The following is a 12,786-nucleotide window of genomic DNA, read 5'->3' as shown; positions in this document are numbered from 1 at the left end:
AAAAACAGGAAGCTCACGCCGTCGGTTCACCGCACCAACACGGTCGTCGTTCAATCGCCACGCTCTGACGGACACAGCGGATACCGCTCGTTCGGCACGTGAGCGGCATCCAGCAATGCAGCGAGCTGTTTCACTTTTTCGGGATGTTCGTCCGCCAGATTTTGCGATTCGTCGATGTCCTCCGCCACGTTGTAAAGCTCGAACCCAGACGGCTCGTCGGTCGCCACCTGTAGCTGGACCAGTTTCCAGTCGCCCTTCAATACTGCGCGCTTGCCCTTTTGTTCGCTGAACTCCCAGTACAGGAACTGGTGCTCGGCCTGATCGCCTTGCCCTGTCAGTGTTGGCAACATAGAAATGCCATCAATGTTATCCGGCATGTCGGCGCAAGCGATCTCGGCCAAAGTCGGCAGGACGTCCTGGAAGCCACTGATGTAACTACTGGTTGAATTCTGTTCGACGTGACCCGGCCAACGCACGATCAGTGGCACTCGCACGCCACCTTCGTAGAGATCGCGTTTCATTCCTCGCAGCGGGCCGTTGCTGTCGAAGAAGTCCATCTTATGGCCGCCTTCCTGATGAGGCCCGTTGTCGCTGCTGAACAGCACGATCGTGTTGTCGTCGATCCCCTGCGACTTGAGTTCTTCCAAAATGCGACCGACATCCCGATCAATGTTTCGCATGATGGCCGCAAAACCCTTTTCCGGGGCTGGCCAGTCATTGGCCGCGTACGGCCCAAAGTCCGGCACTTCCATGCCCTTTTCGGGGCGATCATTGTGCCGACCGCCTTCGTTGTTGGCGTGAGGCACGTTCAAGGCGTAGTACAGGAAGAACGGTTGCTGCGTGTTGTTGCGTATGAATTTAAGCGTCTCTTCCGTAAGCAAATCAGGAACATAATCGATCCGTTTCACGGCCACGCCACGACCATCCTGCTCGGACCATTGTTTCTGGCTAACGTTGCGTAGAGCTTCCTGTTTGCCATTACGAATCAGAAATTCGGGGTAGAAGTTGTGAGCATGCCACATGCTGATGTAGCCGTAGAACTCGTCGAAACCGTGATCGTTCGGATCAGACAACGGTGGCGGAGCTCCCAGGCCCCACTTGCCGATGCACGCGGTTTTGTAACCAGCGTCCTTCAGCAATTCTGCCACCGTGATGTCTTCGTCCAACAGCAAACCAGGGCTGTTCCCTCGAATTCGGCAATGCCCGGTGTGCAGTCCCGTCATCAGCACACAGCGTGAAGGAGCGCACACGGTACAGCCAGCGTAGTGCCGAGTGAACTTCATGCCCTCACTTGCCATGCGGTCGATGTTCGGCGTCGGCAATTGAGTTCCACCGTAACAGCCGAAGTCACCGTAGCCTGCATCGTCGGCCAGAATGTAGATAATGTTCGGCTTGTCAGCGTTGGTACTTACGGAATGCAGCAACAGGATGGACAACGTGAGAAGACAGTGTCGCATGCAGTACTTCCTGTTTGTGGTCGAATTCAAAAGCCCGACTCTTTGAAACGTCAGGCTTCTTTGTTGAACTCCTCCAGCCGCCACCCCGGGCAACGCCAGCGGACAAGACTTTCAACGTCCTTCGCTACCCCACCGCGCTGTCTGCTATGGCGTCTCGGCGTCAGGCGCTTGCCTGTTGTTGCACTCGGCCTGTTTCCAAATCTCGATCCGCCAGTACCTCTTCCGCCACGTCGGCGACGAAATTGTCGACGTCTTTCACCTTCTCAACATCAGGCGAAGCGGCTCCTGCATTCATTCCGACTCCCGGATTGCGAATCAGATACGGCAGCATGGCAACGGCGGCCTTGCGGTAGGTCGCGAAGATCGGAAATTCTTCCTGAGTCTGCTCTTTGTATTCCTTCATCTTCCGGTGCAGAAGATTGTGAGCAACTTTGGGATGCCGGTGGTGTGGACCGTGAACGAAGATGTCAAAATTCATCCAGGTGCACAGACGAGTGAACCAATTGTCTGCGACGACTGTTCGAGTCCCCTTCAGAGGGTCGTAGCTGGACATGCCCAAATGCTCCGTCAACTTGCGACCGGTCTGCATCACACCCGCCAGCCAGTGAGGCAGCACCCAAACGGTGAGCAGGTAGAACCATAAGTCGTAAACAGCACAAGCTGTCAGCACGCTGCCCCAGAACGCGACAATTGCCGCGTATTCCCAATAGGTCGCTCGACGAATCGCGGGACTCTTAATGGGGCTGTCTTTGTGAAAGAACGTACGACCGTACACGAAGGGACCAGTCACAATCCCGAAGGCCAGGTCAAACCAGACGAAGGCCCTGCGAAACCAAACGGGCGACTTGGGATCGCTGTACGGCCAAAGTTCGAAATCAGTGGGCTTGTTCAGATAAGCGTGGTGGCGAATATGGCTTTCGCGGTACACCGAATACGGCGTGAACATCAGCGTTCCCAGCACGCGCCCAACGATGACGCTTAACTTCGCTGACTGGCTTAGGGTTTGATGAGCCGTCTCGTGAAAGCAACTGGTGTAGCAAAAGAAGATAAACGTCGTGAACGTCAGCCAGCCCAGATACACCGGTAGCGTATTCACCGGCCACGGGAATGCCAGTGAGTACAGTCCCACCACGCCTAAAGGTAGTAGAACGTACAGCGGCAACGTCACTTCATCTTCGAGATCACTGAGTTCATTCTCAGTAAACTGGGTGACAGACATGCGATTGTTCAGTACTAAAACGTGGCCCAAAGCGGATAGTTAGCGATCATCGCCGTGGCCCATTTTTACCAAAACTCCACGGAAATCCAGCAATCGCTAGTGACACATGCCCAACATTTGGCCCGGGCAGGCACTCCACGGGTTTTGCCGGTCGTTCCAGGCACTGTCTCGAAGCTCAAAAACGGCGCGTCAGTCGATTGCGGAGCGAAAAAACACTACATTCCGCAAAAGTTGGCCGAATCCGAACACTGAAAAATGGTCGCGAATTCAAGCCTGTTTTCTGGCCCAATCTACATTCAGAGCTTATCAAAAATGGAAAAGCGTCAACTCGGCAATACCGAACTACAGCTCACCCCCCTGTCCTTCGGGGCTTCGTCGATGGGCGCGGAGTTCCGAAAAATCGATATCGCCGAAGCTCTGAGAAGCGTTCATGTCGCAATCGATCGCGGCATGAACTTCATCGACACGTCGCCTTTCTACGGGCGCGGGATGAGTGAAGTTCTACTCGGTCAGGTACTGCCCGATATCCCCCGAGAAAAGTTTTATCTCGGCACCAAGCTGGGCCGCTACTCCGGAGTTCATTTCGACTTCAGTGCGCGCCGCGTTGAAGAGAGTGTTGATATCTCACTGGAACGCATGCGTCAGGACCACCTGGACATCGTGCTGTGCCACGACCTCGAATTTGTAGAGATGTCACAGATCGTGGAAGAGACTTTGCCCGCTCTTCGCAAGCAGGTGGAGAAAGGCAAAGTTCGCTACATCGGGGTCAGCGGCTACCCCATGAAGATGTTCAAATACATTTTGGCCAACGCCGACATCGATTGTCTGCTGACCTACAACCACTACACGCTGCAGAACGACATGGCTCTTGAGCTGGTTCCCACCTGCAAAGACAAAGGTGTCGGCTTGATGAACGCCGCTCCGTTTTCGGCTCGGCTGCTTACCAGCGCCACGCTGCCCAATTGGCACAAGGCAACTCCGGAAGTCAGAGCCGTCGCAAAGAAAGCGTCCGATCACTGCCAGGCTGCCGGGACCGATATTGCCAAACTCGCGCTGCAGTTTTCGATCGCCAATCCGGACTTCGCCACCTGCGTCACGGGCTCGGCAAATCCTGGTCGAGTCTCAGAATGGGTCGACTGGGCCGAAGAACCGATGAACGAAACGCTGGTCAAGGAAGTGCTCGAAATCCTGAAACCCATCCACAACTGGTTCTACATCGAAGGCCGCCCCGAAAACAACGATCAGCCCGAGTAGCCTCGGCGGGCGATTGCCGTGGCCGGGACGTCCCGGCTGACGATTGGCGTGGTGGCCGGGTGACGTTGTCGAGCTGAAGCGCCGGCGTTGGTCGCGGGGGTAAATCTTGTGCTCCGGAGTCGGACACGTCGAACTTCGCCGGTTAGCCGTCGTCAACGACCTCATCAGCCTCCCGTAAATTCCGTAGCGTCGATCGGAAGTGCTGTTGTGCGGCCCACGCAGCCAATAGTACAAACAATGGCTGCACGGCGACTGCCAGCCATGTTGAAAACAGAGGGTGTGGGGCCACAAGCGTCAGTAACAGATTCGCCGTGAACCACACCAAAAAGAATGCGAACACAGCCACCACGAGCTCCCAAATCACAGTTATCGAGGAAACGGGTGTTGTTAGCGGCTGCTCTGGTTGAGCTTCCGGCGCAGCGTACGGATTTTCCGTCGCACGCTGATCCTGCATCACACCGCCACACCTTCCAACTGCAGCAGTCGAGTTTTGCGTTCGAGGCCGCCGCCATACCCGACCAGTTTTCCGCTGCTGCCGATAATGCGGTGGCACGGAACGATAATCGAAATCGGGTTGCGACCGTTCGCCATCCCGACCGCTCGTGACGCGGTTGGCTTGCCAATCGCCTTGGCAATTTCACCGTAGCTCACAGTTTCGCCGTAGGGCACGTCGCAAAGTGCCTTCCAGACACGCTTCTGGAAATCGGTACCATTGGCCGCCAACGGCAGGTCAAATCGATGCAATTTCCCGGCGAAGTAGGCTTTCAGCTGCCGAGAAACTTCCTTAAACGGTGCAGCCTTTTCAGTCCAGCCAGGCAACGGCAGCTGATGACGTTCCTGTGATGCCCCGTGATCAAAGACAAGATATTTCAGGCCTTCGTCGTCACCAGCCAGCAGAATTCGGCCAATCGGAGTCTCGTCCATCCAAGTGTAATGCATGGTCAACTGCCTTTCCGTCAAGAGTTACATCAACGAATCGCCGCCCGTTGGAATTCGGGCAGCTGAAACCATACATTGCCCCGCTGTTGATTGCCAATTAGTGAATGCCAGACTGAAACAATCCGATGTCCCCACAAGCTCACCAGTCGCCCGAAGAACGTCTTGCCCAGGTCAACGACTTACGCTGGAAAAAAGTCCCCGTATTGGACGACGGGTTTGTCTGTCTGGTTGACGTCATGGGCGACGATGGCAGCATCGTGCAGGCAGCTCGCGTCAGCTATGGCGAAGGCACCAAAAAAGTCAGCGACGACCGGACGCTCATTCGCTACCTGCTGCGGCATCGGCACACAACGCCATTTGAAATGGCAGAAATCAAGTTTCTGGTCCGAGTCCCCATGGACTGCTGGCGGCAGTGGGTTCGTCATCGCACGGCCAACATCAATGAATACAGCACTCGGTATTCGCTGGCCGTCGACGCCGCTCAAACCACGCCGCCGGACGAATGGAGAACGCAGGCCGAATCCAACCGCCAGGGCAGCGGCGATTCGCTGCCCACGGACCTCGGCCAAAAGCTGACCGAACAGGAAACCGAGTTGCAGAACCAGATGCGAATGGTCTATCAGGAACGCATCGACTCCGGCGTCGCTCGCGAACAGGCAAGAAAAGACCTTCCGCTCGCGACATATACGGAAGCGTACTGGAAAATCGACCTGCACAACCTGCTGCACTTTCTGGCTTTGCGAATGGACAGCCACGCTCAGCTTGAGATCCGCAACTACGCCACAGCGATCGGCGAACAGATTGTCGCGCCGCTGTTTCCGATTGTGTGGGAAGCGTTCCAGGACTACCGCATGCAGTCCATGTTTCTCACTCGACTGGACGTCGGCGTCGTTCAACGCCTCACCAGCCACGCCGCCAAGGCCGGCCTCACACCGCCCTTCCCCGAAGCCGCGTTTCTGGGATCTCAGGACCCCACTTGGGCCTCGCTAAAGCGCAGCCGCGAACGAGACGAATGCCGCCAAAAGCTGGTGCGTATGGGGCTGCTGGCGGAGGAATAATGAACCCGCATGTGGCGCCCCAAGGTGATAGGTCTCTGGTTCCTTCGAATTGAACAGCTCAGAGAACCAGCGGCTCGGCTCGCTGCCTGCATAAGCGATGTGGATTCCGATTTGTCTAACGCCAGCCAGCCACATCAAGACACCTTGCTTTCGCAACGCCTGCTGCGTAGTGCTCACAGCGGAACGGCCTGTGACCGAGCGGCGCTGCTGGAAACATTTCGTGACTACCTGTCTGGAATGGCGAAAAAAACCGTCGCCGACGAACCATCCGGGCAAATAGCAGCAGCCGACGTCGTTGAAAGTGCGATCGTCGAAGCTCAGGCCAATTTCGACAGGTGCCCGGCGGAAAACGTTGAGGAATTCGCAGCATGGCTGAGGCAGATTCTGATCAACATCATTGTGAATCGTTATCGCGATCTGCAGCGCGAAGTTCCCCAGAAAGAACGTAAGAACATTCCACCGCTTGCTGACACATGCGGCGATTCTCTCAGCCGACAGCAGCAACAGCAGGCCGACGAGCGTCGATTACTGGACGCCCTGTCTCGCCTGCCTGACGAGCATCGTCGAATCATCGAAATGCGGCAACGTGACGGCTTGACCTTCGCTGACATCGCTAAACAAGCCGACCACACGCCCGACGAGGTTCGCAAACTGTGGAACCAGGCGATTGACGCGCTCGCAGCAATCCTGCAGGACGACCAGGCGTAAACTCACCGAGCTGTTTTCGTCCAACTATTCCGGCATCGTCCGACCAATTCGAATTCCGAGTTCGGCACCGCCAGCGTCCGGAGTGTAAGATTCACGGTATGCGGACCGCGCGTAACTGCGGAAGTCGGAATAGCCTCCGCCGCGGAGAACGCGGTCTCCCAACGGGTTGACTTTCGGATGAAGCAGACGGTCATCTACGAGTTCTTCATCCAACTGCTGACCTGTTCCCGTCCACTCCATCGCGTTGCCGATCATATCGAACAGGCCCAGACCGTTTGGTTGCAACAGTCCCACTGGGTGAATCCGCTCGTCAGCGTTTTCCTGCCACCACGCATAGTCGTTTAGTCGCTGGCCATCGCTACCGAAATGCCACGCGGTCAGCGTTCCGTTGCGAGCGGACAATTCCCATTCAGTTTCTGAGAGCAACCGATAACCAGTGCGTCCGAAGTAGTCGTCGGGAATCGTGATCCCGTTAACTCGGTCAACGTTCTCTGGATAGCACCACTCACTCTTGGGCAGCCCCTCCTGCTCGCTTAACCAGTTGCAAAAATCGGCCGCAAGAAACCAATTCACTCGTTCGACGGCGAGTTGCGAATCGACCTGCCCGAAGTAGTCATCCGGAACATCATAGAACTCACGCAGTTTGGGCCTTTGCTGCCAGAATTCCATGAACTGGCTGACAGTAACTTCGCGTTGCCCAATGGCAAACGTTCGCCCGATTCGGCGCTGGCGGCGTGGTTCGTCGGGGTCGCGGCCAGGAGCTGTGTCTTTTGTGCTGCCAACCCAGCCGACCGTGGGGCCAGGCACAATTGTCAACGAATGGCGCCCGTGCGAAGTGACGTACCAGTTTCGATCGCCAAGCGGTTTGCCGGCAGCAAGCCGGGTTTCGATTTGGTCGAACCGATCACGTATCTCGGCTTTCTGCACTTCGCTTAGTGGCGACCTGGTCGCACCGATGCAGTTGTGAATCAGCCAGTGGCAAGCCCCGTGAACTCCAGCCGCCGGATCGTGTTCAAACCGATCAAGTGCCAGATCGGCGAGTGCTGTGGCCTGCTGCTCATTAAGATCGCTGATAAGGTGTCCAATACCCAGCAGCAGAGCGGCGCGCGTCCCGGGATCTGGTTCTTGATGCGCCCGCTCAATCAGCGGCGCGGGACTAACGCTGGATTCAGCCAGCGAATGAAGGACTTCCGTGCGAACGCTGTGATCAACGGAGTTGGACCAGTACGGCCAAACGGTTTCGTATGCATCAAGCTTCATCGCCAGCACGATCAGATTGGCGCGCCTCGCAATTTCCGGCACCTTGTCTTCACCAGTCAACTGGCCGCCGGAAAGTGACGCCAGTCGCGATTTCACCAGCCGCCTCGCCTCGTCCGGCCTGCGGGCGAACGCATCGAACAACAACGTCGAGAACTGAGGCGCGTCGATTAGCAGTCCGAAGATCAGCTCCGTGTCGTTGGCTGCATATTCAGAAATAAGAGCCGTTGCGATGTCTCTTTGAGCAGGTGAGTAGTCTTTATTGTCGTTACGAAACACGTCGGCCAGTGGAGAACAAAGCTGTTTTGAAAGCGGTCGAACCAACTCCATCCAGCTCGCAACGTGCAAAGTGTTCTCGCGGACCAGAGCGTCCGCGATTTGCCTGGCCGCCGTTTCCCATCGCGGATCGTCTGGGGCGAATAGAGCCAGGCCACTGGCAGCCGCAAGCCGCTGAGACGTGTTCAAATCATCGTCGAGCGACTTCCAAAGACGCGGAGCCAGTTCTCTGTTGTGTCGATGAGCGATCCCGCGAATCACTTCGACCTGTTCAGGGGTTCCGTTCAGCAACGCGTCCGTCAGGAACTGTGGTTCAACCAATTCTGTGTTGGTAAGTGCCAAACCGGCACGCAGTTGTTCGTCCGCGTTACGAGGAGCGTTAAACCTCGAATGTAACCAGCCATCGGCAACGGAACGGAATTCGCCCAGTTCCTCAATCAGTCGAGGCACGTCGCCGATTCTGGCCGTCAGAAGGCTATCCACTTTCGCCGCCGCAGTGTTTTCGAACTGATCACTCCGGACCCGATTTCGCAACAGCGCAGCCCCGATAATCATCAAGCCCACGGCGGCCAGGGCCACAACCGCTCGCCGGGAGTGCACGCGGACAGCTGACGCCATCATTGCTTTCTGTACCGTCGACCATCGACGCGCATTCGTTCTCCGAAGGATTGCAATAGTTTCGGAAGCCGACGGCAGGTAACGTTTTAGTGGCTCGGCCTGCCATAACGAAGCTCGTTCTGCCAGACACAACTCTGCTCGACCGGCCGGCGTCTCTCGTTGTTTCTTGAACAGCCACTCACGAATCGAAGGCACAAGAAAATCGTGCGTCAGCTGATATCCACTCTGGTCTGCTTCTGACAATCGGCCCGTCGATTCCACTGCAAGGCCAGCTTCGTGTTCGACGGGCGTGATCAGGCGCAGTTCTTTATCCAGAACCTGCAACAGCCGCTGGAATTCATCCGCGTTCAAGCCACTGATCGACTGTAACTCTTCAGCCGAACGTCGGTGCCCCTTAATGTCGGTTCCATGTTCGGGCAACAGTGCAGCCAGCACCAACCGGGCACTGGTTTCCATGGCCCGATGGTTGGCATGGCCGGTGCGATCGCCGAACGTTTCACCCAGAAAACGTACCCCAATGCCTGCGCTGCCGCCCGAGTGTTCCAAACTGGCCGGTGACCACACTCGACCGCGCATCATTTGGGCAAACAAGGCGATGCGAACGCAGACGACCCGATTTTCAAGCTGCAAGTCCTCTATGGCCAAACGGATAAATTCCTGTTGATCGGCTGTAATCTCTCCGGACTCCAAAGGCAAATCGCCGTTCGCCTGCCCGAACAGACGCAGCACGTGGCGAGCATGCTCCATGTCAAAAAGGTCAACGGCCGCGGCATTTCCGCCTTCCACGATTGGGATATCCAATTCCTTCATCAGCCGACTGGCGGCCATCCAGAAGTCGTCTCGGATCATCAGAACGGGCATGACATTCTGCCCATCGCAAATTTCTAACGCCGCTACCAAATCGTGATTTTCACGAAGATGCTGCTGGTGCAACCATTGTTCGAACTGGTCAATGAACAACACAAAACGGCTAGCCGCGTTAGTGTCACTGGATTCCTGCTCACGAAGCATCGCGGGACTCTGCAGCCAACGCACGGCCTTGGCCAGACTGTCAACCGGGGCAGGCAGATTCACATATTGACGGATCAACATCAGAACATCGCGTTCGGTATTCTGGGGAGACGCTTCCACATAAATCGGCACGATGCGCTTGGACAGGAGGGGAATCAGGCCAGCCTTCACAAGCGACGTTTTCCCACAACCGGACGGTCCAAAAACCAGATTCACTTCTGTCCCGCGTTCCACATATGACTGCTCGATCCTGTGTTTCCAGAATCGCAGACTTTGAGGAACCCCATAGACATCGCGAACGCCTGGAACGAGCTGCAAAAAGAAGTCTGAATCCCGCTGACTGAAGGAACGCAATCCCTGCGGCACAATTGTGATTGGCGACGCGTCCGCTTTGTCGGCACCTTCAAGCTTCAGCTCATCTGCCAATTGATTCAGGTCGGCAGCGAACTGAGCGGCCGTCTGATAGCGGTCTGATTGGCGCTTCGCCATCGCCTGGTCCAGAATGCGTTCCAAACCCGGCGGAACTGCTTCCACCAACTGGCCGACCGGCACATAGCGAGACGCAGAAATCAGCTTCAACAGCTCCGTTGCAGACGATGATGTGTATGGCAGCTTTCCGGATAGCAGATAATACAGCGTCACGCCCAGGCTATAGATGTCACACTGCCGGTTGATGCGATGATCTCGGCCGGCCGCCTGTTCCGGAGCCATGTAGTGAGGTGTGCCGGCGATGAGCATTGACGGACGATGGGCCGAATTCCTGATGGCCATCCCAAAGTCCGTCAGATGCGGTTCACCGTCGTGGTCGAGCAGGATGTTGGCCGGTTTCACATCGAGGTGAATGATGCCTCGACTATGGGCGTAGTCCAGACCGGCAGCGATCTTTGCAACAACGCGGAGTGTATCGAGCAACGGCAAGCGGCCGCGTCTTGCAACTTCGCGCAGTGTCGTGCCCTGAATGAGTTCCGAAACAATATAGAACGGGACCTCAGGACAGCTTCCAATATCAAGCACGCGCACGATGTTGGGATGTCGCAAACTGGCGACCACGCGAGCCTCTTTCAAAGCTTCGCGAACTGGCTCCTCAGAGTCTGTTCGTGAACCGCAATCCAGAGTTGCGTCGGCATCGAAGGCGGGTGCATTTTCCAAAGCGATCTTGATCGCCACGTCTCGGCGCAGCTGTGTATCATGTCCCTTCAGGACGACGCCGAATCCGCCTCGGCCGATTTCCGCAATAATTCGGTAGCGAGAATCAAGGACGTTGCCAGATGCAATCTGATCTGCCAATAGCTTGTTGGCGGCAATCTTTTCCAGACCCACAGTGTCTTCGCCGTCTGATCGAGGCCAGACGCGGTCCATTAATTCGAGACAGTCGTAGACGGCAAGCAGTTTCTGTAGCGATGTGGAAGTGACGCTGTCCCCGTCACTTTGCTGACCGGATTGCGACGGAAGTTCGACGGTCGGTCGCTGGCCATAGTCAAACCACGTCGATACATAATCCAGCTGTTCCTGCGTCGGTGACGCCCAGGCTTCTGGCACAGTTTCGTTGGTATCATCCGTCATGGAGTTGGATCAGAAACGGCAGAAATCGAATCAATCATCACCTGAATTCGGGCCTTCAGCTTTGGCCCGCGAGCTTCCTGTTGAATGCGGTTAAGATATCGAACGGCTGCTGCGGGACTGTCTTTCGCAATGAGCCGAGCCTTGCGAAAACGCACCTTCCAGATTTCAGACTCCATCATCTTCTGAGCATCTTTGTTGCGTTCTTCCGTGGCGGCAACATCCAATTGTTTTGCCAATGAGTTCAGTAGCTCAGTCTTATCTCCCGACGGCAACTCGGACAATTCGATTTCTTTCACCACCTGCTCATACTGTTCCACCACCTTGTTGATGTGGTCGAATGCAATCTGGCAGCTTTGCAGCACGCTGGACTGCAATGCTTCTCGAAAGGCTTGGGATGCTTTCGCATTGGCAGCATCGGACGTCTCCTTTTCGAACAGATACGTGGCCTGTAACTGAGCCGTCAGGCGAGCACGTTCTTCGTTCAAACGTTGCCTTTCGGCAATAGCCGATGTGGCATCGTGAGTGGCCTTCTTCAGCTTGCGGCGTTCCGCACTGCGTTGCATGGCTTCAGGCCAAAGCAGCGTCATGCCGCGAATTGCAAACGTCATGGCCACCACGGTTGCACAGACGGACAACAAAATCAGTCCGAAGGTGAACAAGCCGTTGCGGAACGTGTTCCATCGAAAGCCCTCGATCTTCTGGCCGATCGAATAAACAACGGCAAGCAACAACAGGACGAGCAACGCGACAAACATGCCCACGCCGAAGCGGTGCAGATCCTTCGCAGAATCCTCCGGCAGTCGCGAAAAATCGGGCAGGTCGTCGGCCATGGCTTTATTAGTCCAGATCGTACTTTGCAACGATCGTATCTTCCTGAATTCGTGCCAGCGTCTTTTCAAAGTTGGTGAGGATGTCCTGAATCAGTCGGTCCTTCATCACTTCCGGCAGGCTGGACGACTTGGCTTTATCCAGGGCGGTCGCGGCCGATTCGTACGCTCGCCGCAGATCGTCGTTGCGAGAATCCAGTCGATCGATTTCGAGGGCTCGCACGGTTGACTGTACGTAGGTCTTGATCGATTCGGCCACTTCGACCGACTTCGCATCCCAAAAGGCTTTGCTTTCGCGAATGGCCGCGTCCGCTTTGTGGCGGATGAGTTCGATTTCGGTTTCGTACGTCGTGCGAGCCTTTTGCAGCTCATGAGCCGATTCGGCGTTGCGAAGTTTCAGACGGCTGATCATCCCCATCTTGTCTTCGGCCACCTCCTGAGTCGCCTCAGGCTCAGACTGTTCGATAACCTCCACGTTCGCCTTCACGGGCAGCGTCGTTTGCGGTTCGTCCCGTTTTTTGAAGGCTCGTTTGAGGTGGCTGTTCAAGTCGTCGTTGGATTCCGCCATATGCTGCTCCGGTGATTGTTCGTCGTGGATT

At 56.0% G+C, this 12,786-nt stretch carries 10 protein-coding genes; 3 read left to right on the top strand and 7 right to left on the bottom strand.

The annotated features are described in order from the left end of the window. Positions 1-50 precede the first annotated feature (50 nt). Both Fuma_RS26405 and Fuma_RS26400 read right to left on the bottom strand, forming a co-directional pair. Complete coding sequence (locus Fuma_RS26405) at positions 51-1,457, bottom strand: arylsulfatase (protein WP_077026757.1); 1,407 nt, start codon at positions 1,455-1,457, stop codon at positions 51-53. Between the two features lie 160 nt (positions 1,458-1,617). Continuing rightward, positions 1,618-2,676, bottom strand: coding sequence for a fatty acid desaturase family protein (locus tag Fuma_RS26400; RefSeq protein ID WP_077026756.1), 1,059 nt, complete (start codon positions 2,674-2,676; stop codon positions 1,618-1,620). Positions 2,677-2,988: 312 nt separating this feature from the next. Between Fuma_RS26400 and Fuma_RS26395 the strand changes: the two genes are divergently transcribed. Beyond that, positions 2,989-3,930, top strand: a complete 942-nt coding sequence (locus Fuma_RS26395; protein WP_077028566.1) for an aldo/keto reductase — start codon at positions 2,989-2,991, stop codon at positions 3,928-3,930. Between the two features lie 142 nt (positions 3,931-4,072). Here the strand turns inward: Fuma_RS26395 and Fuma_RS26390 are convergent, their stop codons facing one another. Next, positions 4,073-4,384 (bottom strand): hypothetical protein, encoded by a 312-nt coding sequence (locus Fuma_RS26390; protein WP_077026755.1) that lies wholly within the window; start codon positions 4,382-4,384, stop codon positions 4,073-4,075. Beyond that, positions 4,384-4,869, bottom strand: a complete 486-nt coding sequence (locus Fuma_RS26385) for a methylated-DNA--[protein]-cysteine S-methyltransferase (RefSeq protein WP_077026754.1) — start codon at positions 4,867-4,869, stop codon at positions 4,384-4,386. Before Fuma_RS26385 ends, Fuma_RS26390 begins: the two co-directional genes overlap by 1 nt. 125 nt (positions 4,870-4,994) lie before the next feature. Here Fuma_RS26385 and thyX point away from each other — a divergent pair, with 125 nt between their 5' ends. Next, the gene (thyX, locus tag Fuma_RS26380; protein ID WP_077026753.1) at positions 4,995-5,927 is read left to right on the top strand and encodes an FAD-dependent thymidylate synthase; all 933 of its coding nucleotides are present in this window, start codon (positions 4,995-4,997) and stop codon (positions 5,925-5,927) included. Between the two features lie 144 nt (positions 5,928-6,071). Then, complete coding sequence (locus Fuma_RS26375) at positions 6,072-6,635, top strand: RNA polymerase sigma factor (protein WP_158521146.1); 564 nt, start codon at positions 6,072-6,074, stop codon at positions 6,633-6,635. A gap of 24 nt (positions 6,636-6,659) precedes the next feature. On the opposite strand, the gene Fuma_RS26370 is transcribed toward Fuma_RS26375, so the two are convergent. From Fuma_RS26370 to Fuma_RS26360, 3 genes are read right to left on the bottom strand one after another with little or no spacing between them, the layout of a single operon-like run. Then, the gene (locus Fuma_RS26370) at positions 6,660-11,360 is read right to left on the bottom strand and encodes a bifunctional serine/threonine-protein kinase/formylglycine-generating enzyme family protein (protein ID WP_077026751.1); all 4,701 of its coding nucleotides are present in this window, start codon (positions 11,358-11,360) and stop codon (positions 6,660-6,662) included. Beyond that, positions 11,357-12,190, bottom strand: a complete 834-nt coding sequence (locus tag Fuma_RS26365) for a hypothetical protein (protein WP_077026750.1) — start codon at positions 12,188-12,190, stop codon at positions 11,357-11,359. The genes Fuma_RS26370 and Fuma_RS26365 overlap by 4 nt, the downstream gene beginning before the upstream one ends. Positions 12,191-12,197: 7 nt before the next feature. Next, positions 12,198-12,755 carry a hypothetical protein gene (locus Fuma_RS26360; protein ID WP_077026749.1) on the bottom strand — a complete coding sequence of 186 codons (558 nt, stop codon included), beginning with the start codon at positions 12,753-12,755 and terminating at the stop codon, positions 12,198-12,200. Between the last annotated feature and the right edge of the window lie 31 nt (positions 12,756-12,786).

Origin of the sequence: Fuerstiella marisgermanici, assembly GCF_001983935.1 — a bacterium.
Classification (GTDB): Bacteria; Planctomycetota; Planctomycetia; order Planctomycetales; family Planctomycetaceae; genus Fuerstiella; species Fuerstiella marisgermanici.
This window is presented reverse-complemented; position numbering and strand designations above follow the sequence as displayed.

What these genes read in the sequence shown, in the direction of transcription:
- Fuma_RS26405 (WP_077026757.1), bottom strand. Translation starts at nt 1,457, where the DNA reads ATGCGACACTGTCTTCTCACGTTGTCCATCCTGTTGCTGCATTCCGTA.
- Fuma_RS26400 (WP_077026756.1), bottom strand. Translation starts at nt 2,676, where the DNA reads ATGTCTGTCACCCAGTTTACTGAGAATGAACTCAGTGATCTCGAAGAT.
- Fuma_RS26395 (WP_077028566.1), top strand. Translation starts at nt 2,989, where the DNA reads ATGGAAAAGCGTCAACTCGGCAATACCGAACTACAGCTCACCCCCCTG.
- Fuma_RS26390 (WP_077026755.1), bottom strand. Translation starts at nt 4,384, where the DNA reads ATGCAGGATCAGCGTGCGACGGAAAATCCGTACGCTGCGCCGGAAGCT.
- Fuma_RS26385 (WP_077026754.1), bottom strand. Translation starts at nt 4,869, where the DNA reads ATGCATTACACTTGGATGGACGAGACTCCGATTGGCCGAATTCTGCTG.
- thyX (WP_077026753.1), top strand. Translation starts at nt 4,995, where the DNA reads ATGTCCCCACAAGCTCACCAGTCGCCCGAAGAACGTCTTGCCCAGGTC.
- Fuma_RS26370 (WP_077026751.1), bottom strand. Translation starts at nt 11,360, where the DNA reads ATGACGGATGATACCAACGAAACTGTGCCAGAAGCCTGGGCGTCACCG.
- Fuma_RS26365 (WP_077026750.1), bottom strand. Translation starts at nt 12,190, where the DNA reads ATGGCCGACGACCTGCCCGATTTTTCGCGACTGCCGGAGGATTCTGCG.
- Fuma_RS26360 (WP_077026749.1), bottom strand. Translation starts at nt 12,755, where the DNA reads ATGGCGGAATCCAACGACGACTTGAACAGCCACCTCAAACGAGCCTTC.